Source organism: Leclercia sp. Marseille-Q4284, assembly GCF_916618945.1.
Classification (GTDB): domain Bacteria; phylum Pseudomonadota; class Gammaproteobacteria; order Enterobacterales; family Enterobacteriaceae; genus Enterobacter; species Enterobacter tamurae.
In genome coordinates this window covers 2,287,670-2,310,360 of record NZ_CAKAKG010000001.1, presented here as the reverse complement: position 1 = coordinate 2,310,360, position 22,691 = coordinate 2,287,670, and the positions used below count along the sequence as shown (strand labels likewise).

Below are 22,691 nucleotides of genomic sequence, written 5' to 3'. Positions count from 1 at the left end.
TCCTTAAGGAGGATTAACAGGCGGGTCGCATCAGGGCGTGGTAGCCGCGGTCAAACCACACCAGGCCCTGCGGCACCGGGTGGCGGGTAATTGCAACGATCTCGCAAAACAGAATGTCGTGGGTGCCCACGCTCACCACCTGGCTAATCCGGCAGTCGAACGAGGCCAGCGCGTCCGCCAGGCGCGGACAGCCGGTGGCCCCGATCTGCCACTGGGCGGCGGCAAAACGATCGGCCATCGGGGTTTTACCCCCGAACAGATTCGACAGCGACTCCTGCCCGGCGCTGAGGGTGTTAACGCACAGGGTGCGGTTGTCGTTAAACACTGTCCACACCGAGGCCCCGCGATTGAGGCATACCAGCAATGTCGGCGGCGAATCGGTGACGCTGCACACCGCGCTGGCGGTAAAGCCCGCCTCGCCGGCCGGGCCGTCGGTGGTGATGATGTTTACCGCCGCTCCCAGACAGGCCATCGCATCCCGGAAGTCTTGTTTATCAAGGTTCATCTTCGCTCCTTATAGCAGCCCGCAGGCGTCGTCAAAACTCAGGCGCGGCAGTCGGCCGAACAGCTTACTGGTGTCGCCGTAGCCAATGTTGATCAGCAGATTGCTTCTCAGGTTGCTGCCGGTGAAGAAGGCTGCATCGACCTTCTCCCGGTCGAAGCCGGACAGCGGCCCGGTATCGAGCCCCAGTGCCCGACAGGCAACAATCAGATACGCGGCCTGCATCGTGCTGTTGCGAAAGGCGGTCTCCTCCGCGAGCTGTGGGCTGGCGGTGAACCAGCTCCGTGCATCGCCGTGGGGAAACAGCTCCGGCAGACGGTCGTAAAACTGGCTGTCCCAGGCGACGATGGCCGTCACCGGGGCGGTGAGGGTCTTTTGCAGGTTGCCGCTGGAAAGCGCCGGGCGCAGCTTCTCTTTGCCTTCCGGGGTGCGGATAAACACCATCCGCGCCGGGGAGCAGTTGGCGGAGGTCGGCCCCCACTTCATGAGATCGTAAATTTCGCGCAGCGTCTCGTCGCTGACCGGGCGGTCCAGCCAGCCGTTATGGGTGCGCGCGTCGGTAAACAGCGCGTGCTGGGCGGTCGGGGTGATGGCTTCACTCATGGCAGCTCCTTCGATAAACGTTCGTGGCGGTGCAGCAGGCTGGCGAGCCCGTTTTGTAGCAGGGCGTTGAACACCTCCGGCTCGGTGACGTTGCAGGCGTGGCCGCCCCGGGGCATCACCGTGATAACGCTGTCGGGCAGGGCGGCGTGCAGCTGGGATGAACAGACGGCAGGCACCAGCAGATCGTCGGCGGAACAGATAATCTGCACCGGGCAGCGGATATGCGTTGTCTGACGACTGAAGTCGGCCCGCTTCAGGGCATTCAGCCTGCGCAGCAGGGTGGTTTTGCCCTGGAAATGGGCCAGCGCCAGGGCCTCTTCGGCCTCCATGCGCGGCTGACGGGCGGCCATCCAGTCGGCGGGATAGAGAAACAGCGGCTGAGCCTCCACCCACGCCTGGGCGCCACCGGCATGCAGCAGCCGCTCGCGCACCTGGAAACAGCGCCGGGTATGGGGATGCAGCATCAGCCAGCCGTTGACGGACACCAGCGCCCGGATGGCCGCGGGACGATCTACCGCCAGCTGCAGGCCGATCAGCGCGCCCAGCGCATGGCCCACCACGCAAAAGCGCGTTATCCCGGCGGTCTCCAGCGCCTGCCACAGCTCATCGGCCATCTGCGCCAGGCTGTAGGCCTCCGGCAGTTCGCCGGAATTGTTGCCGGTGCCGCGCTGGTCATAGCAGACCACCTGATACTCCAGCTCCAGGTCAGCCAACTGGGGCAGCCAGTAGCTGCCGCTGCCCCCCAGCCCGGCGATCAGCACCACCACCGGTGCGCCGTCAAAGGGTGGGGGAGAAAGGGAAAGATTCATGGCAACCTCATCGGCCAATGTGGGCGATGGTGGCGATCTCCACCAGCGCCTCGGGTTTCACCAGCCCACACTGAATGCAGAACCGCGCCGGTTTATCGCCGGGGAAAAACTCGGCGTAGATCTCGTTAATCGCGGCGTAGTTTTTCCAGTCGGTAATAAAGATGCTGTTGAAGGTCACGTCCGCCATCGTCCCGCCCGCCGTTTCGATAACGCGCTGGATGGTCTGTAGCACGTGACGGGTTTGCGCCTTTGGGTCATCGGGAAACACCACGTTGTTGTGGGCGTCGAACGGCAGGGTGCCCGAGACGTAGACCACCCCGTCCGCCAGGGTGCCGGGGACGAAGGGGGCAATCGGGGTGCTGGTGCCCGGGGGAATAATCACAGATTTCGGCATGGTTGAGCTCCTCAGGCGATACGGGCATAAGCGGCGGGGGAAAGGGCATCGCAGAAGGTGGCGACGTCGCTGACCCAGCCAAAAAAGGTTTCGATGTTAAACAGCGCGGCCTGCTGGGCAAACGCCGGCCCGGCCTGATGCGTGGCGTCTTCCAGCACCACGCCGAAATACTCGAGGAAGAAGCCGTCGCGCAGGGTCGATTCCACGCAGACGTTAGTGGCGATGCCGGTAAAGATCAGATGGCGAATGCCGCGGCTGCGCAGCAGGCTGTCCAGCGGGGTATTAAAGAAGCCGCTGTAGCGTGGTTTCGGCAGCACGATATCCCCCGGCTCCGGCACCAGCTCGTTCACCAATTGGTAATCCCAGCCGCCTTTCGCCAGCAGCTTGCCCTGCAGTTCCGGGCGCTGGCGCATGGTTTTCAGCGCATTTGATTTATGGAAGTTGGGCGAGCCGGGGCCGCCCGCCTCTACATACTGTTCATCCCAGCCGTTCTGGAACCAGATAATCTGGATCCCGGCGGCGCGCGCGGCGGCGACGGCGGTTTTAATGTTCTCAATCACCGGCCGGGTGGCGGAGACGTCAAACCCGGCCAGATCGAGATAGCCCCCGGGGCTGGCGTAGGCGTTCTGCATATCCACCACGATCAGGGCGCTGTGCTGCGGGTCGAAGGTGATGGCTTCAGGGCGTGCGGATAATGTTGTCATTACGCCACCTCCTTCGTTAACGCAGGAATATGAGATCGGCACTGCATCAGAGGCTGAATGCGCTCGCCGAAGGTTTCAATCCCGGTCAGAAAATCATCGAAGGTCAGGAGCACGCCCTCGGCACCCGGCACGCTGGCGACCTCATCGAGCATCCGCGCCACGCTGGCATAGGATCCCACCAGGGTGCCCATATTGATATTCACCGCCGAGGTCGGGTCGGCCATCTGCCGCACGTTGGTATCCGCCCCGGAGCGGGTGTCTTTTTGACTCTGCTCGCTGAGCCAGCTCAGGGCTTCCTCGTCGGCCCCGGCTTTGTAGTGTTCCCATTTGGCCCGCGCCGCCTCGTCGGTTTCATCGGCGATGACCATAAACAGCACGTAGGAGCCGACATCGCGCCCGGTTTTCTCTGCCGCCTCTTTCATCCGGGCCGCGGTTGGTGCAAAGGCCGCCGGGGTGTTAACCCCTTTACCGAAGCAGAAGTTGAAGTCGGCGTATTTCGCCGAGAACTCCATCCCCGCATCGCTCTGCCCGGCGCAGATCACCTTCATCGGCACCGAGGGCTGCGGGCTGACGCGGCAGTCGTTCATGGTGAAGAACTCCCCTTTGAAATCGCTCTTGCCGGTGCCCCACAGATCCCGCAGAACCTGGACATACTCGGTCAGATAGTCGTAGCGCTTCGAGAAGTACTCATCCCCCGGCCAGAGGCCCATCTGCTCGTACTCCGGCTTCTGCCAGCCGGTGACGAGGTTAACGCCAAAGCGGCCGCCGGAGATGGTGTCGATGGTCGAGGCCATCCGCGCCACGATGGCCGGAGGCAGGGTAAGGGTGGCGGCGGTAGCGTAGATCTGGATCCGCGAGGTGACCGCCGCCAGCCCGGCCATCAGGGTGAAGGACTCCAGGTTGTGATCCCAGAATTCGGTTTTACCGCCGAAGCCGCGCAGCTTGATCATCGACAGGGCAAAGTCGAAGTGATAGTGCTCCGCTTTTTGCACGATGGCCTTGTTCAGCTCGAAGGTCGGCAGGTACTGCGGCGCGTGGGTGGAGATCAACCAGCCGTTATTGCCAATGGGAACGAATACGCCAATTTTCATCACGAACCTCTCTTCATCACAGCGTGGGGGTGAAAGTCAGACGTGGCGCTGCATCCTGCATCTCCTGTTCAGCCGCGTAAGCCTGTTTTGCAAAGGCGATGCCAGGTTTGAAATTGCTAATGTTATTAACGTGTTAACGATTGGTTGATGAAATGCAGGTGGCGAAAGTGGACTGTCTGGTCAAAATAGTTGCACACAAAGCAGGCAGTCGTGCGCGGTGGCGGTGCAGATTGTCGTGGTAACAGCAGGGTTTTTGCTATGCTGGGAGCAGATCAACAAGGAGTGAGCCCATGGCACAAGGCGCAGTGAAAACAACCGGTAAACGTTCGCAGGCGGTGAGCGCGAAAAAACAGGCGATCCTCTCGGCGGCGCTGGAGACCTTCTCGCAGTTTGGCATTCACGGCACGCGGCTGGAGCAGGTGGCCGAGCTGGCGGGGGTGTCAAAAACCAATCTGCTCTACTACTTCCCGTCGAAAGAGGCGCTGTACGTTTCCGTCCTGCAACAGATCCTTGATATCTGGCTGGCGCCGTTGAAGGCGTTTCGTGAGGAGCTCACCCCGCTGGTGGCGATCCAGCAGTATATCCGCCTCAAGCTGGAGGTCTCCCGGGACTATCCCCAGGCGTCAAGGCTGTTCTGTCTGGAGATGCTGCAGGGGGCACCGCTGCTGAAAACGGTGCTAAGCGGGGATATGAAATCGCTGGTGGATGAGAAGTCGGCGATCATTGCCGGATGGGTTGCCACCGGCAAACTGGCGCCGGTGGACCCGCATCATCTGATATTTATGATCTGGGCCGCCACCCAGCACTACGCCGACTTTTCCGCGCAGGTAGAGGCGGTGACCGGCAAGTCGCTCAAGGATGACGACTTCTTCCACAGCACGGTGGATAACGTGCAGCGGATGATTATCGAAGGGGTTCGGGTGCGTTAACTGGCAGGTGGGAGAGGGCAGCTTAAATCGCCCTCTTCGCACTGCATCAGCGAGGCCAGAAAGGCTTCGCGCTCGCTGGTTTTTTCCGTCATGCACTGGTTGACGATCATTGGCTGGACGGAGCCGCCAGCGGTGCCCGAGCCGATAACGGCGCAGTCGGCATCGCGCAGGGCGATCCACGCCTGTTGCGCCTTTTTCAACAGATCGCGCTGGGGTGCGGCGGCGCGCTTCATCACAGCCTGGTAAGTCTGGTTCAGGGTTTTATCCGCCGCCTGGTATTGCTGCGCGGTGCAGGTGTTCAGGTCCAGTTGGGTGCTGGCGTTGGCGCACTCATCCGCCAGGGCGCTGGTGCTCAGCAGTAACGCGGCACCTGCGATCAAAGCTCGTTTCATGACTCCCTCCGTATAAAAAAGCCGGGTGGCGGCTTCGCCTTACCCGGCCTGGAACATCAAAACCGTAGCCCCGGTAAGCGTAGCGCCACCGGGGAGAGGTTGCACGCTTAGCCGATGGTCATCAGGCTGGCGTTACCGCCTGCGGCGGCGGTGTTGACGCTGAGGGAGCGCTCCACGTACAGACGTTCCAGCTGCAGATTGTCTTCGCCGCGGGCGAAGCCCTGCACCGACACAATCGCGCCGCTACGGGCTGCCACCAGCTCGCACAGCTCGCGCAGCTGGTCGGAATCCCCGTGGTAGATCACCGCATCAAACGGCTGACTGGTCAGCACATCTGCTTTGGCAAAGCGAATACGGTCGGTCACCGCCTTCGGCAGCTGCTTCGCCAGGTCGCGGTGCAGGCCATCTTCCGGCCACAGCACTTCACACCCGGTGGCTAATGCTGCCGCCAGCTGAACCAGCGCATCCTGCTCGTTATCCGCCACGCAGAGCACGCGCTCGCGCGGCATCAGGGTCCAGGTGTTGCGCTCGCCGGTCGGGCCAGGCAGCACGCGCTGGGTCCCGGCCTGCGCCAGCTCGCCATACTGCTGGCACAGGGCGCGCAGTTCAGGGCGTTTCTCTGCCCAGCTCGCCAGCGCTTCCAGCGGCTGCGTCAGGACCGCTTTCACCTGCGTATCCACCGGGTATTGTGCATCCTGACGACCCAGGGTCACGCCGAGGGCGTTGGCCGGACGGTTCGCCAGCAGGCGGTAGAGGTACATTGGCCCCCCCGCTTTCGGACCGGTGCCCGACAGCCCTTCGCCGCCGAACGGCTGCACGCCCACGACCGCACCGACCATATTACGGTTCACGTACAGGTTGCCGACCTTCGCGCTGCCGGTCACCTGAGCGATGGTTTCGTCGATACGGGTATGCACGCCCAGGGTCAGGCCGTAGCCGGAAGCGTTGATCTGCTCGATAAGCTGATCGAGATTGTTACGGTTGTAACGCACCACGTGCAGCACCGGGCCGAAGACCTCTTTTTTCAGTTCGTCGAAGCTTGCCAGCTCGATCAGGGTTGGCGCCACGAAGGTGCCGGTCTGCCATTCGCGGGCATCTTCGCTGTTCTCACGCACCGCCTGGAACACCGGGCGGCCTTTGGCCCGCATCGCCTGAATGTGATTCTCGATGTTGGCTTTGGCTTCGGCATCAATCACCGGCCCAATGTCGGTAGTCAGACGGCCAGGGTTGCCCATCCGGCACTCGCCCATCGCGCCACGCAGCATTTTCAGGGTGTGGTCGGCGATATCATCCTGCAGGCAGAGCACGCGCAGGGCGGAGCAGCGCTGTCCGGCACTGTCGAAAGCCGAAGCCACCACATCCACCACCACCTGCTCGGTGAGGGCGGACGAATCGACGATCATCGCGTTCATGCCGCCGGTCTCGGCGATCAGCGGAGTCGGACGGCCCTGGGCATCCAGACGGGTGGCGATATTGCGTTGCAGCAGGGAAGCCACTTCGGTGGAGCCGGTGAACATCACCCCGCGCACGCGGTTGTCGGCGGTCAGCTTGGCACCCACGGTCTCGCCGCGGCCTGGCAGGAGTTGCACCACGCCAGCCGGGACACCGGCTTCCAGCAGGATGTTGATCCCCTGGGCGGCGATCAGCGGCGTCTGCTCGGCCGGTTTCGCCAGCACGCTGTTACCGGCGGCAAGGGCGGCAGCAATCTGGCCGGTGAAGATCGCCAGCGGGAAGTTCCACGGGCTGATACAGACCACCGGCCCCAGCGGGCGATGGGTTTCGTTGTCAAAGTCGTCACGGACCTGACCGGCATAGTAGTGCAGGAAGTCAACGGCTTCGCGCACTTCGGCGATGGCGTTGCTGAAGGTTTTCCCCGCTTCGCGCACCAGAATGCCAATCAGCTGCTGCATCTGATCTTCCATCAACACCGCAGCACGTTCGAGGATGGCCGCGCGTTCCTGCGGCGGGGTGGCGAACCAGATCGGCGCGTTGTTTACCGCGCTGTCGAGGGCCAGATCCACTTCCTGTTCGGTCGCTTCCCGGGCAAAGCCAACGATATCTTTCGGCTCGGCCGGGTTGATCACCGGCTGCATTTCGCCGTTGCTCACCGGCTGCTCGAGGATCGGTTTGGCCTGCCATTTCTGCAGGGCGCTGTTGAGCAGCGACGAGGAGAGCGACGCCAGACGGTGTTCGTTGGCCAGATCCAGGCCGGAGGAGTTGATGCGGCCTGCGCCGTACAGCTCGCGCGGCAGGGCAATCTTCGGATGCGGCAGACCAACCTGACCCTCCTGGGCTGCCATCTTCTCGACGGCCTGCACCGGATCGGCCACCAGCTCATCCAGCGGCAGGGTGGCGTCGGCGATGCGGTTCACGAAGGAGGTGTTAGCCCCGTTCTCCAGCAGACGGCGCACCAGATACGCCAGCAGGGTTTCATGGGTGCCAACCGGAGCATAAATACGGCACGGACGGTTCAGTTTGCCATCCGCCACTTTACCGGTGACCTGCTCGTACAGCGGTTCCCCCATGCCGTGCAGGCACTGGAACTCGTACTGGCCCGGATAGTAGTTCTGACCGGCCAGCTGATAGATCGCTGCCAGAGTGTGGGCGTTGTGGGTAGCGAACTGCGGGTAGATCAGGTTCGGCACGCCGAGCAGCTTTTTGGCGCAGGCGAGGTAGGAGACGTCGGTGTAGACCTTGCGGGTATAGACCGGATAGCCCTCCAGGCCCTCCATCTGGGCGCGTTTGATCTCGCTGTCCCAGTAGGCGCCCTTCACCAGACGGATCATCAGGCGGCGACGGCTGCGGGTGGCGAGGTCGATCAGGTAGTCAATCACGAACGGACAGCGTTTCTGGTAAGCCTGAATAACAAAGCCAATCCCGTTCCAGCCCGCCAGCTCCGGTTCGAAGCACAGTTTTTCCAGCAGATCGAGGGAGATCTCCAGACGGTCGGCCTCTTCGGCGTCGATGTTGAGCCCGATGTCATACTGGCGGGCCAGCAGGGTCAGGGACTTCAGGCGCGGGTAGAGCTCTTCCATCACCCGATCGTACTGGGCGCGGCTGTAGCGCGGATGCAGGGCGGAGAGCTTAATGGAGATCCCCGGGCCTTCATAAATGCCGCGGCCGTTGGAGGCTTTACCGATGGCGTGGATCGCCTGCTGGTAAGAGACCAGATAGGCCTGTGCGTCGGCGGCGGTGAGCGCCGCTTCCCCCAGCATGTCATAGGAGTAGCGGAAGCCTTTATCTTCCAGCTTGCGGGCGTTGGCCAGCGCTTCGGCGATGGTCTCCCCGGTCACGAACTGCTCGCCCATCAGGCGCATCGCCATGTCCACGCCTTTGCGGATTAAAGGCTCGCCGCTCTTGCCGATAATGCGGTTCAGGGAGCGGGAGAGGCTGGCTTCGTTGTGGGTGGAGACCAGGCGGCCGGTGAACAGCAGACCCCAGGTGGCGGCGTTAACGAACAGCGACGGGCTGCGGCCAATGTGGGAATGCCAGTTGCCGTTGCTGATCTTGTCGCGGATCAGCGCGTCGCGGGTGGCTTTGTCCGGGATACGCAGCAGCGCTTCCGCCAGACACATCAGGGCCACGCCCTCCTGCGAGGAAAGAGAGAACTCCTGCAGCAGGCTCTGCACCATTCCGGCACGGCCGGTGGCGTTTTTCTGGCTGCGCAGTTTTTCGGCAAGCGTATACGCCAGGCTGTGGGCCTGGGAGGCAATCGGCTCCGGCAGGCGCGCCTGCTCCAGCAGCATCGGCACGGCGTCGGTCTCTGCGCGGCGGTACGCAGCGGTGATGGCCGCGCGGGTTACCGACTGAGGCAGGATCTGCTCGGCAAATTCGAGGAACGGCTGGTGGATCTCTTCGACAGCGTCGCTCTGCTCGTCGCTCTCATTGGCGGCACCGGACAGCAGGGCTGGCAGCTCTGGCAGGGCGTCGTCGCTCTCCAGCTTTTCCAGATAGTTAAAGATGGCCTGCTTAATTAACCAGTGCGGCGTGCGGTCAATTCGCGTAGCTGCCGATTTAATCCGTTCGCGGGTCGCGTCATCCAGCTTAACCCCCATGGTGGTCATGCCCATGCCAAAAACTCCTGTGATTCAGTAGCGCTAGTGTAGTTAACGTGAAATATCCACTATGTTGCAACTTTGTGCAACCTCGTTAAATGTGACCCGGTTTGCAAGCTGGAAAATGAATAGATTGTTACGTCATGGTTAACCATAAAAAAGATATGGATTTTCGCTGTCAACCCTGGTTTCATGCGGCGCTTAACACTTTTTGAAGGTGCAACCGCGAAAAACGTGAGCGAGTGCAACCTCCAGCAAACTGGTGTGAAACCGGGGATGAAATTGATGTAAATGCAGTGTTAAATCGTTTGTGTCATGGCAACGCATACGGCAGGATACGCGCGGCCAACAGAAACACACATCATCACCCCCTCGTTCCGGGGGTGGAATAAAGACAGCCGGGAAGGCTGTCGAACATCTTTGCGGAGTATTTAAATGGCAATTAGCACACCGATGCTGGTGACATTTCTTATCTATATTTTTGGCATGATCCTGATAGGGTTCCTTGCATGGCGTTCTACCAAAAACTTTGATGACTACATTCTGGGCGGACGCAGTTTAGGGCCGTTCGTGACTGCACTCTCTGCGGGTGCATCGGATATGAGCGGCTGGCTGCTGATGGGCCTGCCGGGTGCCATCTTCCTCTCGGGGATCTCCGAAAGCTGGATCGCCATCGGCCTGACGCTGGGCGCATGGATTAACTGGAAGCTGGTGGCCGGGCGTCTGCGCGTACACACCGAAGCCAACAACAACGCCCTGACCCTGCCGGACTACTTCACTGGCCGTTTCGAAGATAAGAGCCGCATCCTGCGTATTATCTCTGCGCTGGTTATTCTGCTGTTCTTCACCATCTACTGTGCCTCCGGCATCGTGGCCGGGGCGCGTCTGTTCGAAAGCACCTTCGGCATGAGCTATGAAACGGCGCTGTGGGCAGGTGCCGCGGCAACCATCATCTACACCTTCGTGGGCGGGTTCCTCGCCGTCAGCTGGACCGACACCGTGCAGGCCAGCCTGATGATTTTTGCCCTGATCCTGACCCCGGTGATTGTGATCCTCTCCGTGGGCGGCCTGGGGGATTCTCTGGCAGTGATCCAGCAGAAGAGCATCGAAAACGTCGACATGCTGAAAGGGCTGAACTTCGTGGCGATTGTCTCCCTGATGGGCTGGGGGCTGGGTTACTTCGGTCAGCCGCACATCCTGGCGCGCTTTATGGCGGCGGACTCGCACCACACCATCGTTCATGCCCGTCGTATCAGCATGGCGTGGATGATCCTCTGTCTGGGCGGGGCCTGTGCGGTGGGCTTCTTCGGGATTGCCTACTTCAACAACAACCCGTCCCTGGCGGGTGCGGTGAACCAGAACGCCGAACGCGTGTTTATCGAGCTGGCGCAGATCCTCTTCAACCCGTGGATCGCCGGTATTCTGCTCTCTGCCATTCTGGCGGCGGTAATGTCCACCCTGAGCTGCCAGCTGCTGGTCTGCTCCAGTGCCATCACGGAAGATCTCTACAAAGCTTTCCTGCGTAAGAACGCCAGCCAGAAAGAGCTGGTGTGGGTCGGGCGCTTTATGGTGCTGGTGGTGGCCCTGGTCTCCATCGCCCTGGCGGCAAACCCGGAAAACCGCGTGCTGGGTCTGGTGAGCTACGCCTGGGCAGGCTTCGGTGCTGCTTTTGGTCCGGTGGTGCTGTTCTCGGTGCTGTGGTCCCGCATGACCCGCAACGGCGCGCTGGCGGGGATGATTATCGGTGCGGTCACCGTGATCGTCTGGAAGCAGTTCGCGTGGCTGGGGCTGTACGAAATCATTCCAGGCTTTATCTTCGGCAGTATCGGGATTGTGGTCTTCAGTCTGCTGGGTAAAGCCCCGTCTGCCACCATGCAGAAACGCTTTGCTGACGCAGATGCGCATTACCACTCCGCACCGCCAACGAAGTTACAGGCTGAGTAAATTTAAAACACACTCTAAGCCGGGCATGCCCGGCTTTTTTTATTGCTAATTTCTGCAACTTACGGTCATATCGCTGTGCTAAAAAAATAATGAGGATAGCGAACAATGACATTCAAAACAGGGCTCATGGCTGGCGCAATATTACTCCTGGCCGGCTGCAACGCCCCATCCCACAGCACCGCGGATAACACCTGCAAAGCCGATAATCAGATGCAGCAAACCACCCTCTATTTTGGCCTGAACCGTCCGGCAGGGGAGGCGATCACCGGCCAGGAGTGGCAGCAGTTTGTCGATCAGGACGTGACCCCGCGTTTTCGCGATGGCTTAACGGTGTTTGATGCGCGTGGGCAGTGGCTGGGAAATGACGGGAAAGTGGCGCGCGAATCAAGCAAGGCGTTGATGCTGATCCACGGAAAAGATGCACAGAGCGAGAGCAATATCGAGACGCTGCGGGGGATCTATAAGCAGCGCTTCGCCCAGGAGTCAGTGATGCGCGTCGACCAGCCGGTGTGCGTGCAGTTTTGATAAAATCTGCCGGGTGGCGCTAGCGCTTACCCGGCCTACGAAACCCGTAGGCCCGTGCAAGCGCAGCGCCGCCGGGCAATAAATTACAACACTAATCCCGCAAAGCTCGCCGATAACAGGCTTACCAGCGTTGCGCCGTACACCAGGCGCAGGCCAAAGCGCGACACCACGTTGCCCTGCTGCTCGTTCAGCCCCTTAATCGCCCCGGCCACAATGCCGATTGAGGCAAAGTTGGCGAAGGAGACCAGGAACACCGACAGAATGCCCAGCCCGCGCGGGGTCATCTGTGCCGCGATTTTTTGCAGCTCGATCATCGCCACAAACTCGTTTGCCACCAGCTTGGTTGCCATAATCCCGCCCGCATGCAGAGCATCACTCAGCGGAATGCCCACCAGCCACGCCAGGGGATAGAAGACATAACCCAGAATCTGCTGGAAGCTCAGGCCAAAGACGCTGGAGAAGAGGGCGTTAACGGCGCTGATCAGGGCAATAAAGCCAATCAGCATCGCCAGAATAATCATCGCCACCTTAAAGCCAGCCAGAATATATTCTCCCAGCATCTCGAAGAAGCTCTGGGACTCATGCATCTTCTCCAGCTTAATTTCCGGCTCCGCTTCCGGGCGAGTCGGGTTAATCACCGTCAGGATAATAAAGGTGCTGAACATATTCAGGATCAGCGCCGCCACCACATATTTTGCCTCCAGCATGGTCATATAGGCTCCGACAATCGACAGTGAAACCGTCGACATCGCGGTAGCCGCCATGGTGAACAGACGACGCGACGAGAGATCCCCCAGCACCCCTTTGTAAGCAATGAAGTTTTCCGACTGGCCAAGCGTCAGAGAGCTGATGGCGTTAAAGGATTCGAGCTTGCCCATGCCGTTAACCTTCGACAGCAGGGTGCCGACAACGCGGATGATCACCGGCAGAATACGCCAGTGCTGCAGAATCCCGATCAGCGCGGAAATAAAGATAATCGGACACAGCACGCCGAGGAAAATAAAGGCCAGCCCCTTTTCACCCATTCCGCCAAATACAAAGTTGGTCCCTTCGGCGGCATATTTCAGTAATGACTCGAAGAAGCCTGAGACGTACTGAATAACAAACAGGCCACTTTCGGCGTGGAGGAAAAAGAATGCCAGCGCAATCTCAATCACAATAAGTTGGATAATGTAGCGAATGCGAATGTTGCGGCGGTCAAAGCTGACCAGCCAGGCCAGCGCAAGGATTACCACCAGCGCCAGCAGGAAGTGCAGGAATTGATACATAGTTGATTTTCAGCAGATTAATGAGGCGCTTATTTAGCCACAGCCCGCTGTAACCGTAAATGAACTTTTACGACATAACTTATGAACCCTTTAGTCACCTGAGTGATTATTTTCTGCTTATGGTTTTACATCCTGTCATCAAAACGCAGCATATTTCGCTTGTATTTCTTATTGCCGTAATGATAATCACTATCACAAGAATTTACCTTTCTTTGCATCAGTTGACCGTGAATAACATTTAAGGTGTCGGCATGTTTGTTCCATTTCTCATTATGTTACGTGAAGGCCTCGAAGCGGCCCTTATTGTCAGCCTGATCGCCAGCTATCTGAAACGTACCCAGCGCGGCCGCTGGATCGGCGTGATGTGGATCGGCGTTTTCCTGGCTGCCGCCCTCTGCCTGGGTCTGGGCATTGCGATCAACGAAACCACCGGTGAATTCCCGCAAAAAGAGCAGGAGCTGTTTGAAGGCCTCGTGGCGCTGATTGCGGTGGTGATCCTCACCTGGATGGTGTTCTGGATGCGTAAAGTGTCGCGTAACGTCAAGGTTCAGCTGGAGCAGGCGGTGGACAGCGCCCTGGCGAAAGGCAATCACCACGGCTGGGCGCTGATCATGATGGTCTTTTTCGCCGTGGCGCGTGAAGGGCTGGAGTCGGTCTTCTTCCTGCTGGCCGCCTTCCAGCAGGATGTCGGCATCTGGCCGCCGCTGGGTGCGGTGCTGGGTCTGGCCACTGCGGTGGTGCTCGGTTTCCTGCTCTACTGGGGCGGGATCCGCCTCAACCTCGGCGTCTTCTTCAAGTGGACCAGCCTGTTTATTCTGCTGGTGGCCGCCGGGCTGGCCGCGGGGGCGATCCGCGCCTTCCATGAGGCGGGCCTGTGGAACCACTTCCAGGATGTGGCGTTCGATCTCAGTAATGTCCTGTCCACCCATTCGCTGACCGGCACCCTGCTGGAAGGGATCTTCGGCTATCAGGAAGCGCCGAGCGTCAGTGAAGTGGCGGTGTACTTTATCTATCTCATTCCGGCGCTGGCGCTGTTCTTTATGCCATCGCGGCCGGGCACGCAGCCGTCGCATACCGCGCCCTGAAGTGCTCACTGTAGTTACAACATACTTTTAAAAGGGAAAGGTTATGACTATTCAACTTCGTCGCACCGCTTTGCAGGCGGGTATTGCCGCGCTGCTTACCTCCGCGTTTTATGTTCAGGCAGCAGATGTTCCGCAGGTAAAAGTCACCGTCAATGATAAACAGTGTGAGCCGATGACCATTACGGTCAACAGCGGTAAAACCCAGTTCATCATCCAGAACCACAGCCAGAAAGCGCTGGAGTGGGAGATCCTCAAAGGGGTGATGGTGGTGGAAGAGCGCGAGAACATCGCTCCGGGCTTCACTCAGAAGATGACCGCCAACCTGCAGCCGGGTGAATATGACATGACCTGCGGCCTGCTGACCAACCCGAAAGGTAAGCTGATCGTCAAAGGTGCTGCCACCGCCGACGCCGCCAAAGGCGACGCGCTGCTGAGCCTCGGCGAGGCCATTACCGCATATAAAGCTTACGTCACCAAAGAGACGGCGGACCTGGTGGCCGGCACCAAAGCATTTACCGACGCGGTGAAAGCGGGCGATATCGAAAAAGCCAAATCCCTGTACGCGCCAACCCGTCAGCACTATGAGCGCATCGAGCCTATCGCCGAGCTGTTCTCGGACCTGGATGGCAGCATCGATGCCCGTGAAGATGACTACGAGCAGAAAGCTGCCGATCCAAAATTCACCGGCTTCCACCGTCTGGAGAAAGCCCTGTTTGGCGACAACTCCACCAAAGGGATGGAGCAGTACGCGACGCAGTTGAACAGCGACGTGCTGGATCTGCAAAAACGCATCAGTGAGCTGGCCTTCCCGCCGTCAAAAGTGGTGGGCGGTGCGGCAGGGCTGATTGAAGAAGTGGCGGCCAGCAAAATCAGCGGGGAAGAAGACCGCTACAGCCATACCGACCTGTGGGACTTCCAGGCTAACGTCGAAGGCGCGCAGAAGATCGTTGACCTGCTGCGTCCTCAGCTGCAGAAAGATAACAGCGAACTGCTGGCGAAAGTGGATGCCAACTTTAAGAAGGTGACCACTATTCTGGCGAAATACCGCACCAAAGACGGGTTTGAAACCTACGACAAGCTGACCGATGCCGACCGTAACGCCCTGAAAGGGCCGATCACCACCCTGGCAGAAGATCTGGCGCAGCTGCGTGGCGTACTGGGTCTGGACTAAGTTGATGAACAAGCATGATGAGTACGACGTTGTGGAACCTTCACGGCGTCGGTTGTTAAAAGGGGTCGGGGCGCTTGGTGGCGCCCTTGCCCTGGCGGGCGGCTGCCCGGTGGCGCATGCGGCAAAACCGCAGAGCGCGCCGGGCACGCTCTCCCCGGATGCGCGGATGGAGACCCAGCCGTTCTACGGCCCGCATCAGGCCGGGATTTTAACCCCGCAGCAGGCGTCGATGATGCTGGTGGCCTTTGACGTGCTGGCCAGCGACAAAAGCGAGCTGGAGCGTCTGTTCCGTCTCCTGACCCAGCGTATCGATTTCCTGACCACCGGCGGCCCGGCGCCCGACACGCCGAATCCGCGTCTGCCGCCAATGGATTCGGGGATTTTAGGGGCCTTTATCGCCCCGGATAACCTGACCATGACGGTGTCGCTGGGGGCCTCGCTGTTTGACGATCGCTTTGGGCTGGCCCCACAGAAACCAAAATCGTTGCAGAAGATGGTGCGCTTCCCGAATGACTCCCTGGATGCGGCCCTGTGCCACGGGGATCTGCTGATCCAGATTTGCGCCAACACCCAGGACACGGTGATTCATGCCCTGCGGGATCTGATCAAGCACACCCCGGATCTGCTGAGTGTGCGCTGGAAGCGGGAAGGGTTTATCTCTAACCACGCCGCGCGCAGCAAAGGCAAAGAGACGCCGGTGAACCTGCTCGGCTTTAAGGATGGCACCGCCAACCCCAACAGCCAGGATGTGCCCCTGATGGAGAGCGTGGTATGGGTGACGGCCGATCAGGGTGAACCGGCCTGGGCGGTGGGCGGCAGCTATCAGGCGGTGCGTATTATCCAGTTCCACGTGGAGTTCTGGGATCGCACGCCGCTCAAAGAGCAGCAGACCATTTTTGGCCGGGACAAGCACAGCGGCGCGCCGCTGGGGATGAAAAAAGAGCATGACGTGCCAGATTACGCCAGCGATCCTGACGGCGAGATCATTGCGCTCGACAGCCACATCCGCCTTGCCAACCCGCGAACGAAAGAGACCGAATCTAACCTGATGATGCGCCGGGGCTACAGCTACTCGCTGGGGGTGACCAACTCTGGCCAGCTGGATATGGGCCTGCTGTTTGTCTGCTTCCAGCACGATCTGGAGCAGGGCTTTTTGACCGTGCAGAAGCGTCTGAACGGCGAAGCGCTGGAGGAGTACATCAAGCCGGTAGGTGGGGGCTACTTCTTTGCTCTGCCAGGCGTGCGTGATAAAAACGGCTGGCTTGCTCAGGGGCTGCTCACGGCCTGAATCCCGTCCCGCTTACCCTTTAAGCGGGACGATTTTTTTATGTTCCGCTATCCCGTTGTTATACTTCTGTAATATTCCCCAGGCAGATTAAGTGACGTTGTCAGGCGATTCTTAAAGTTGCATTCAGGTAAAAATAATGTTGCATTCATGCTAAATCCTGATGTACTTACATTAAGAAAGCGGTAAACCTTACAGTGAATATGCATCACTCTGGAGATCGCGAATGGTTGAGTCCTCAAGTGGACATGGTAAACGCAACAACCGCAGCACCCGGCGCGGAGGCCCACACTCCGGCAGCGATCTCTTCACCGAAAAATTCTCCCCCTCCACAGCAAATCCTGATTTTTCCGACCCGCCGTTTGGTGAGCATAGCGATCCGGCTGGGTCATTTAACCAAGTAAGCTCTGGCTTAGAAGGAAGCCAACCCTCAGATGTTTGTTCGCCTAATCGTACCGATGCCGGTACGAGTGATGAATACCAACAACTCAAGGTGCTATCCATGGGAAGACAAAAAGCAGTGATCAAAGCTCGTCGTGAAGCAAAACGTGTGCTGAGACGGGATTCACGTAGCCATAAACAGCGTGAAGAAGAGTCGGTCACCTCGCTTGTGCAGATGAGTGGCGTAGAAGCAATTGGCATGGCGCGGGACAGCCGGGATATGACGCCAGTTGTGGCACGCAATGACGCTCAGGCGCAGTACCTGAATGCTATTGAGAATAAGTCGCTGATTTTCGCCACCGGTGAAGCCGGGTGTGGGAAAACCTGGATAAGTGCAGCCAAAGCGGCAGAGGCTTTGATTCATAAAGACGTCGATAAGATCATTGTCACTCGCCCGGTATTGCAGGCCGATGAAGATCTCGGCTTCTTGCCCGGTGATATTTCGGAGAAGTTTGCGCCGTACTTCCGGCCCGTTTATGACGTGCTGGTGAAGCGGTTGGGCGCATCTTTTATGCAGTACTGCCTGCGCCCGGAAATCGGCAAGGTAGAAATTGCGCCGTTCGCCTATATGCGCGGACGTACATTTGAAAATGCAGTTGTGATTCTCGACGAGGCTCAGAACGTAACTGCTGCGCAAATGAAGATGTTTTTAACGCGCCTCGGGGAAAACGTGACGGTAATCGTGAACGGGGATATCACCCAGTGCGACCTGCCGGCCGGCGTCAAATCGGGTCTGAGCGATGCGCTGGCACGTTTCGAGGAAGATGAGATGGTAGGGATAGTGCAGTTTACCAAAGATGACTGCGTGCGCTCGGCCCTGTGCCAGCGGACACTGAACGCCTACTATTGAGTCTGTTACTGTGTGCAGAGCCCGGGAAACCGGGCTTTGTTGTTTGTGCGGCCGCTTTGTTCCCTCTCCCCTGGGGAGAGGGTTAGGGTGAGGGGCCCAGACCGCACAGGGTCGCATTAAGCACCGGGAGAATATAAAAAAAAGCCCGTACTTGCGTACGAGCTCTTTCTCAAATGTGGCGGTGAGAGAGGGGTTCGAACCCTCGATACGTTGCCGTATACACACTTTCCAGGCGTGCTCCTTCAGCCACTCGGACACCTCACCGTATTGTTTTGCTGCCGATCCTCTCGGGGGCAACGGGGCGCTACTATAGGGAGTCAGGCTAAATCGGTCAAGCAGATTTTCCGCTTTAACGCGCGTTAGGTTAAGCAATAATCAGCTCCACGGTTTTTATACCGTGGAGCGAATCATTAACGCTGTGAATCGAGCACTTCGCTGTTCTTCACCACCTCTTGCGCCTTGCCGTAGCTTTCCATCAGCAGCTGATAGGCCGGGAAAATGTGGGTGTAGACTTCTGCCCACTGCGCCGCATCCTCACGATTCCAGGTGCGCTGGATCTCCGAGGCGACCGCGGCGGTATCCATTGGCACTACGCCCGCCTGCACCACCCGCGCCAGGGTGATCTCCTGCGCCATTTTGCTGTAGGTGCCAGAGGCATCAATCACCGCAAACACTTTGTACCCGTCAGCCACTGCGCTGATCGACGGGAAGGCCATGCAGACGCTGGTGATGGTCCCGGCGATAATCAGCGTTTTGCGACCGGTTGCTTTCACGGCGGCCACGAACTCAGGGTTATCCCAGGCGTTGATCTCGCCTTTGCGCGCCACGTATTGCGCATGCGGCGCGTTAGCGTGGATCTCCGGGATCAGCGGGCCGTTTGGCCCTTGCGGCACGGAGGCAGTGGTGATCACCGGGATATTCGCCAGGCTGGCAATTTTTGCCAGCGCCGCAGCGCGAGCACGCAGCTCCGGCATCGGCATGTCACCGACGGTCTGGAACAGGCCGCTCTGGTGATCGATCAGCAGCATCACCGCATCATTCACATCAATGACCGGACGCGCACCGTTAAAGTTAGCTGGGGTAGACATCATTCTCTCCTTTATCAGGTTCAGATCTGGCCGAAGCGGCCGGAGTTGAAATCACGAATGGCTTCTGCGATTTCGGTTTTAGTGTTCATCACGAACGGCCCGTAGCCGACGATCGGTTCATTCAGCGGCTCCCCGGCCATCAGCAGCACTTTGGCGTCGCTGCTGGCTTCCAGGTGCAGCTTTTCTCCTTGCTGGCTCAGCACCACAAGCTGGGCTTCACCCGCCCCGGCGGAACCGTTCACCGTCACGCTGCCTTCCAGCACCACCAGCGCGGTGCTCCAGCCTTCAGGCTGAGCGAGCGTCAGATGACTGTCCTGGCGCAGGGCGATATCCCAGACGTTCAGCGGGGAGTAGGTGTGCGCCGGACCGGATACATCCTCATAGCGCCCGGCGATCACCCGCAGCGTGCCGCTGTTATCGGGCAACGCCACCACCGGGATCTGGCTGCTGGTGATGCTCTGGTAGCCCGGCGTCGCCATCTTGTCTTTCGCCGGCAGGTTGACCCACAGTTGCAGCATTTTTAACTCGCCACCCTGCTGCGCAAAGGCGCTGGAGTGGAACTCCTCATGCAGGTTGCCGGACCCGGCCGTCATCCACTGCACGTCCCCCGGGCCAATCACGCCACCTTTTCCCGTTGAGTCGCGGTGCTCCACTTCGCCGGAATAGACGATGGTGACTGTCTCAAAGCCCCGGTGGGGATGCTCACCCACGCCGCGTTTTGCGCCATCCGCCGGGAAGCTGTGCGGCCCGGCATAATCCAGCAGTAAAAACGGGCTCAGCGGCTCGCCGTGAGTCTGGTAAGAAAACATCGAACGCACCGGGAAACCGTCGCCAACCCAGTGCTGGCGGGGTGCGGTATAAATGCCTGTTACGTTTTTCATCCTCTTCTCCTGATGTTCTGTTGATGTAATTAGCTTATATTCAGGTTTAATATCCCGGTAGATAGCAAAAATGACATTCACTGTTCCTTAAATGGAACGATGAGGGCGATATGCAGGATCTGAATGATTTCGTATGGTTTGTGAAGGTGGTGGAGCACGGGGGCTTCGCAGCGGCGGGCCGGGCGCTTGACCAGCCTAAATCCAAACTCAGTCGTCGGATTGCCCAGCTGGAGACGCGGCTCGGCGTACGCTTGATCCAGCGCACCACCCGGCAGTTTACGGTGACGGAGGTGGGGCACACCTTCTATCAACACTGTAAGGCGATGCTGGTGGAGGCCGAGGCGGCGGAGGAGGCGGTCGCCGCGTTGCAGGCTGAGCCGCGCGGCATGGTGAGGATCACCTGTCCGGTTACGCTGCTGCATGTTCACGTCGGGCCGATGCTGGCGAGGTTTATGGCGCGCTACCCGGGCATTAATCTGCAGCTTGAGGCGACCAACCGACGGGTGGATCTGGTGGCGGAAGGTATTGATGTGGCGATCCGCGTGCGTCCGCGTCCGTTCGATGACAGCGATCTGGTCCTGCGGGTGCTGGCCGACAGGGGCCACTGCCTGGTGGCGGCGCCAGCGTTGATCGCCCGGCTGGGAACGCCGGGGGTGCCGTCCGAACTCAGCGTCTGGCCCGGTCTGAGTATGGGGGAGGGGAAACAGGTTCATAAGTGGGCGCTGAGCGGGCCGGAAGGGGCGAGGGCGGAGATCCATTTTCAACCGCGGTTGATCACTACCGACATGCTGGCGCTGCGGGAAGCGGCGATGGCAGGGGTGGGCCTGGTGCAGTTGCCGATGTTGATGGTCAAAGACCAGCTGGCCTCTGGGGCGCTGGTAAAAGTGCTTGAGGCATGGGAGCCGCGCCGGGAGGTGATCCATGCGGTCTATCCTTCGCGGCGTGGGCTGCTGCCGTCCGTCAGAACGCTGGTGGATTTTTTGACCGGGGAGTATGCGAGGATGGTGGAGGAGTGAGTGGGTTTGGGTTTTGTAGGTCGGGTAAGCGAAGTGTATGACCGGATACACAGGTGACACATCAGACCGGGAACACAGGTAACACTTTTCTAGTCTATCCGGATCACACTCTGGGTTTTCCGGTCATAGTACGCAAGCGTTATTCCATTGAAGATGATGGCCTCAAGGCCATCATCCTGCTCTTCCAGCATGACGAACTCCCCGATCAACGCTTCACTCAGGAACACCATTTTTCCCATATAAAGTGCCCCTTTCGACATCACCTTATGCAGCCGGGCTCCTGCCGGATAGGTGAACTCCGGAACCCTGCCATCCCAGCGCCGTCCGGAGGGTGTCCAGACGGTTCCGGGTGTTGCCCCGTTCAGCGCTTCATGGGGCCTTTCATGATTAAATTCCTTCCGGTAATGGCTGAACCAGACCTGCTGCTCCTCCATCGTCATGAAGGTATTGCCATGTTTCAGCGCGCTTTTCAGGGAACGGTGCATGCGTTCGTGCCGCCCGTTTTCCTCCGGATGACCCAGCCGGATACGTACCGGCCTGACGCCCAGCTTTATCAGCCAGACCGCAAGACGGCTTAACCCGGCGATACCTGTCCCCGCAAAGGGCTGACCGTTGTCGGTTCTGAGCACCTCCGGGAGCCCGTACTCCAGGAACGCATCAGTCAGGCACTGTCTGACGAAGGGCTCGCTCTCCCGGTCCGTTCCCCGGCAGCTCAGCAGATACCGGCTGTGGTTATCGGTCAGGGTGAAGGGGTGGCAGTATTCCCTGCTCAGCAGCCTGAACCTGCCCTTAAAGTCCGCGCTCCAGACCTGATTGTTCTCACTGATGGCGGTCAGGGGCTGGCGGTTGCCCGGCGTCCGGCGTTTCCGCTTTTTATCCGGAACCAGGCCCTCCCGTTTAAGGATATCACCGATGGTACTGGCGGCAGGCACGGTAAAACCGACATGATGATTGAGGCACCACATCCGCAGTTTTTTGGGCCCCCAGTCAGGGTGCTTTTGCCGCAGGGCCGTCAGGTAAGCCGCGATACCGTCCGGCACGGACCGGGAGTGCGAGTGCGGGGCACGGGAGCGGTCAGAGAGGGATGAGAGGTCATCCGGGTCGAAGCGTTGAAGCCATTTATAGCCGGTCTTGCGGCTGATGCCGAAGAGCCGACAGAGGGCGGAAAAGGAGTCCGTGCCTGCGTGGCAGGCACGGATAAAATCAAGGCGTTGCATGGGTCGGGTCTCAGTCCAGGGCATAGCGAGTCTCCTCTTCTATGCCAGTTATAACTGTTACCCATGTATCCGGTCTAAAGTGTTACCCATGTTTCCGGTTCATACCGAAGCGCCACCCGACATACAGGCTGCACAGTATTATATTTGGCATCGGGAGGGATTGACTCGCTGCGCTCGCCCTGCGGGCAGCCTGTTCGCTGCGCTCTCAGGCTGTCCAACTGGCTGTCGCCAGTTGTCGAACCCCCAGTCGGGGGTTCTCATCCCTCCCTCTCGGGAGAATATAAAAGAAAAAAGCCCGTACTTTCGTACGAGCTCTTCTTTAAATATGGCGGTGAGGGAGGGATTCGAACCCTCGATACGTTGCCGTATACACACTTTCCAGGCGTGCTCCTTCAGCCACTCGGACACCTCACCATATTGTCATCCCGTTGTTGCCGGGAC

At 59.3% G+C, this 22,691-nt stretch carries 20 protein-coding genes and 2 tRNA genes; 8 read left to right on the top strand and 14 right to left on the bottom strand.

Annotated features, from left to right (window positions below; all coding sequences use genetic code 11):
- Positions 1-13 precede the first annotated feature (13 nt).
- The 6 genes from rutF to rutA are packed head-to-tail and all read right to left on the bottom strand — an operon-like array spanning position 14 to position 4,103.
- A complete protein-coding gene (rutF, locus tag LG383_RS10960; protein WP_225759100.1) occupies positions 14-505 on the bottom strand; it encodes an NADH-dependent FMN reductase RutF in 492 nt (163 codons plus the stop codon).
- 9 nt (positions 506-514) lie between these two features.
- On the bottom strand, positions 515-1,105 hold the full coding sequence (locus tag LG383_RS10955) for a malonic semialdehyde reductase (RefSeq protein ID WP_225759099.1): 591 nt from the start codon (positions 1,103-1,105) through the stop codon (positions 515-517).
- Positions 1,102-1,914: a pyrimidine utilization protein D gene (gene rutD, locus LG383_RS10950; protein WP_225759098.1), complete on the bottom strand. Its 813-nt coding sequence runs from the start codon at positions 1,912-1,914 to the stop codon at positions 1,102-1,104. Before rutD ends, LG383_RS10955 begins: the two co-directional genes overlap by 4 nt.
- A 7-nt stretch (positions 1,915-1,921) precedes the next feature.
- Positions 1,922-2,308 (bottom strand): pyrimidine utilization protein C, encoded by a 387-nt coding sequence (gene rutC, locus LG383_RS10945; RefSeq protein WP_106992667.1) that lies wholly within the window; start codon positions 2,306-2,308, stop codon positions 1,922-1,924.
- Between the two features lie 11 nt (positions 2,309-2,319).
- Positions 2,320-3,012 (bottom strand): pyrimidine utilization protein B, encoded by a 693-nt coding sequence (gene rutB / locus LG383_RS10940; protein WP_225759097.1) that lies wholly within the window; start codon positions 3,010-3,012, stop codon positions 2,320-2,322.
- Positions 3,012-4,103 (bottom strand): pyrimidine utilization protein A, encoded by a 1,092-nt coding sequence (gene rutA, locus LG383_RS10935; RefSeq protein WP_106992669.1) that lies wholly within the window; start codon positions 4,101-4,103, stop codon positions 3,012-3,014. Before rutA ends, rutB begins: the two co-directional genes overlap by 1 nt.
- 290 nt (positions 4,104-4,393) lie before the next feature.
- Here rutA and rutR point away from each other — a divergent pair, with 290 nt between their 5' ends.
- Positions 4,394-5,032 carry an HTH-type transcriptional regulator RutR gene (gene rutR / locus LG383_RS10930; protein WP_106992670.1) on the top strand — a complete coding sequence of 213 codons (639 nt, stop codon included), beginning with the start codon at positions 4,394-4,396 and terminating at the stop codon, positions 5,030-5,032.
- Here the strand turns inward: rutR and LG383_RS10925 are convergent.
- Positions 5,029-5,424, bottom strand: a complete 396-nt coding sequence (locus LG383_RS10925) for a lysozyme inhibitor LprI family protein (protein ID WP_166182092.1) — start codon at positions 5,422-5,424, stop codon at positions 5,029-5,031. The genes rutR and LG383_RS10925 overlap by 4 nt on opposite strands.
- 107 nt (positions 5,425-5,531) lie before the next feature.
- Entirely contained in the window at positions 5,532-9,494 is a 3,963-nt protein-coding gene (gene putA / locus LG383_RS10920; RefSeq protein ID WP_225759096.1) for a trifunctional transcriptional regulator/proline dehydrogenase/L-glutamate gamma-semialdehyde dehydrogenase, read from the bottom strand.
- A 420-nt stretch (positions 9,495-9,914) separates the two neighbouring features.
- Between putA and putP the strand changes: the two genes are divergently transcribed.
- Positions 9,915-11,423 carry a sodium/proline symporter PutP gene (putP, locus tag LG383_RS10915; RefSeq protein WP_106992673.1) on the top strand — a complete coding sequence of 503 codons (1,509 nt, stop codon included), beginning with the start codon at positions 9,915-9,917 and terminating at the stop codon, positions 11,421-11,423.
- Between the two features lie 105 nt (positions 11,424-11,528).
- Complete coding sequence (locus tag LG383_RS10910) at positions 11,529-11,948, top strand: DUF3574 domain-containing protein (protein WP_106992674.1); 420 nt, start codon at positions 11,529-11,531, stop codon at positions 11,946-11,948.
- 83 nt (positions 11,949-12,031) lie between these two features.
- On the opposite strand, the gene LG383_RS10905 is transcribed toward LG383_RS10910, so the two are convergent.
- Positions 12,032-13,216, bottom strand: a complete 1,185-nt coding sequence (locus tag LG383_RS10905; protein WP_225759095.1) for a NupC/NupG family nucleoside CNT transporter — start codon at positions 13,214-13,216, stop codon at positions 12,032-12,034.
- 251 nt (positions 13,217-13,467) lie between these two features.
- Here LG383_RS10905 and efeU point away from each other — a divergent pair, with 251 nt between their 5' ends.
- From efeU to phoH, 4 genes are all read left to right on the top strand, one after another.
- Entirely contained in the window at positions 13,468-14,301 is an 834-nt protein-coding gene (gene efeU / locus LG383_RS10900) for an iron uptake transporter permease EfeU (RefSeq protein ID WP_106992676.1), read from the top strand.
- 43 nt (positions 14,302-14,344) lie between these two features.
- Positions 14,345-15,472: an iron uptake system protein EfeO gene (gene efeO / locus LG383_RS10895; RefSeq protein ID WP_225759094.1), complete on the top strand. Its 1,128-nt coding sequence runs from the start codon at positions 14,345-14,347 to the stop codon at positions 15,470-15,472.
- A gap of 4 nt (positions 15,473-15,476) precedes the next feature.
- Positions 15,477-16,760: an iron uptake transporter deferrochelatase/peroxidase subunit gene (efeB, locus tag LG383_RS10890; protein ID WP_225759093.1), complete on the top strand. Its 1,284-nt coding sequence runs from the start codon at positions 15,477-15,479 to the stop codon at positions 16,758-16,760.
- Between the two features lie 499 nt (positions 16,761-17,259).
- Positions 17,260-18,048 carry a phosphate starvation-inducible protein PhoH gene (phoH, locus tag LG383_RS10885; protein WP_181247219.1) on the top strand — a complete coding sequence of 263 codons (789 nt, stop codon included), beginning with the start codon at positions 17,260-17,262 and terminating at the stop codon, positions 18,046-18,048.
- 176 nt (positions 18,049-18,224) lie between these two features.
- On the opposite strand, the gene LG383_RS10880 is transcribed toward phoH, so the two are convergent.
- The 3 genes from LG383_RS10880 to LG383_RS10870 form a co-directional block, all read right to left on the bottom strand.
- Positions 18,225-18,312 (bottom strand) — tRNA-Ser (locus LG383_RS10880).
- Positions 18,313-18,458: 146 nt separating this feature from the next.
- Positions 18,459-19,136 carry an isochorismatase family protein gene (locus LG383_RS10875; RefSeq protein ID WP_106992680.1) on the bottom strand — a complete coding sequence of 226 codons (678 nt, stop codon included), beginning with the start codon at positions 19,134-19,136 and terminating at the stop codon, positions 18,459-18,461.
- A 20-nt stretch (positions 19,137-19,156) separates the two neighbouring features.
- On the bottom strand, positions 19,157-20,017 hold the full coding sequence (locus LG383_RS10870; protein ID WP_225759092.1) for a pirin family protein: 861 nt from the start codon (positions 20,015-20,017) through the stop codon (positions 19,157-19,159).
- A 110-nt stretch (positions 20,018-20,127) separates the two neighbouring features.
- Here LG383_RS10870 and LG383_RS10865 point away from each other — a divergent pair, with 110 nt between their 5' ends.
- Entirely contained in the window at positions 20,128-21,033 is a 906-nt protein-coding gene (locus LG383_RS10865; protein WP_225759091.1) for a LysR family transcriptional regulator, read from the top strand.
- A gap of 89 nt (positions 21,034-21,122) precedes the next feature.
- Here the strand turns inward: LG383_RS10865 and LG383_RS10860 are convergent, their stop codons facing one another.
- Together LG383_RS10860 and LG383_RS10855 are read right to left on the bottom strand one after the other, a co-directional pair.
- Positions 21,123-22,274: an integrase core domain-containing protein gene (locus LG383_RS10860; RefSeq protein ID WP_225759090.1), complete on the bottom strand. Its 1,152-nt coding sequence runs from the start codon at positions 22,272-22,274 to the stop codon at positions 21,123-21,125.
- Between the two features lie 302 nt (positions 22,275-22,576).
- A tRNA-Ser gene (locus LG383_RS10855) sits at positions 22,577-22,664 on the bottom strand.
- Positions 22,665-22,691 lie beyond the last annotated feature (27 nt).

What these genes read in the sequence shown, in the direction of transcription:
- rutF (WP_225759100.1), bottom strand. Translation starts at nt 505, where the DNA reads ATGAACCTTGATAAACAAGACTTCCGGGATGCGATGGCCTGTCTGGGA.
- LG383_RS10955 (WP_225759099.1), bottom strand. Translation starts at nt 1,105, where the DNA reads ATGAGTGAAGCCATCACCCCGACCGCCCAGCACGCGCTGTTTACCGAC.
- rutD (WP_225759098.1), bottom strand. Translation starts at nt 1,914, where the DNA reads ATGAATCTTTCCCTTTCTCCCCCACCCTTTGACGGCGCACCGGTGGTG.
- rutC (WP_106992667.1), bottom strand. Translation starts at nt 2,308, where the DNA reads ATGCCGAAATCTGTGATTATTCCCCCGGGCACCAGCACCCCGATTGCC.
- rutB (WP_225759097.1), bottom strand. Translation starts at nt 3,012, where the DNA reads ATGACAACATTATCCGCACGCCCTGAAGCCATCACCTTCGACCCGCAG.
- rutA (WP_106992669.1), bottom strand. Translation starts at nt 4,103, where the DNA reads ATGAAAATTGGCGTATTCGTTCCCATTGGCAATAACGGCTGGTTGATC.
- rutR (WP_106992670.1), top strand. Translation starts at nt 4,394, where the DNA reads ATGGCACAAGGCGCAGTGAAAACAACCGGTAAACGTTCGCAGGCGGTG.
- LG383_RS10925 (WP_166182092.1), bottom strand. Translation starts at nt 5,424, where the DNA reads ATGAAACGAGCTTTGATCGCAGGTGCCGCGTTACTGCTGAGCACCAGC.
- putA (WP_225759096.1), bottom strand. Translation starts at nt 9,494, where the DNA reads ATGGGCATGACCACCATGGGGGTTAAGCTGGATGACGCGACCCGCGAA.
- putP (WP_106992673.1), top strand. Translation starts at nt 9,915, where the DNA reads ATGGCAATTAGCACACCGATGCTGGTGACATTTCTTATCTATATTTTT.
- LG383_RS10910 (WP_106992674.1), top strand. Translation starts at nt 11,529, where the DNA reads ATGACATTCAAAACAGGGCTCATGGCTGGCGCAATATTACTCCTGGCC.
- LG383_RS10905 (WP_225759095.1), bottom strand. Translation starts at nt 13,216, where the DNA reads ATGTATCAATTCCTGCACTTCCTGCTGGCGCTGGTGGTAATCCTTGCG.
- efeU (WP_106992676.1), top strand. Translation starts at nt 13,468, where the DNA reads ATGTTTGTTCCATTTCTCATTATGTTACGTGAAGGCCTCGAAGCGGCC.
- efeO (WP_225759094.1), top strand. Translation starts at nt 14,345, where the DNA reads ATGACTATTCAACTTCGTCGCACCGCTTTGCAGGCGGGTATTGCCGCG.
- efeB (WP_225759093.1), top strand. Translation starts at nt 15,477, where the DNA reads ATGAACAAGCATGATGAGTACGACGTTGTGGAACCTTCACGGCGTCGG.
- phoH (WP_181247219.1), top strand. Translation starts at nt 17,260, where the DNA reads ATGGGAAGACAAAAAGCAGTGATCAAAGCTCGTCGTGAAGCAAAACGT.
- LG383_RS10875 (WP_106992680.1), bottom strand. Translation starts at nt 19,136, where the DNA reads ATGTCTACCCCAGCTAACTTTAACGGTGCGCGTCCGGTCATTGATGTG.
- LG383_RS10870 (WP_225759092.1), bottom strand. Translation starts at nt 20,017, where the DNA reads ATGAAAAACGTAACAGGCATTTATACCGCACCCCGCCAGCACTGGGTT.
- LG383_RS10865 (WP_225759091.1), top strand. Translation starts at nt 20,128, where the DNA reads ATGCAGGATCTGAATGATTTCGTATGGTTTGTGAAGGTGGTGGAGCAC.
- LG383_RS10860 (WP_225759090.1), bottom strand. Translation starts at nt 22,274, where the DNA reads ATGCCCTGGACTGAGACCCGACCCATGCAACGCCTTGATTTTATCCGT.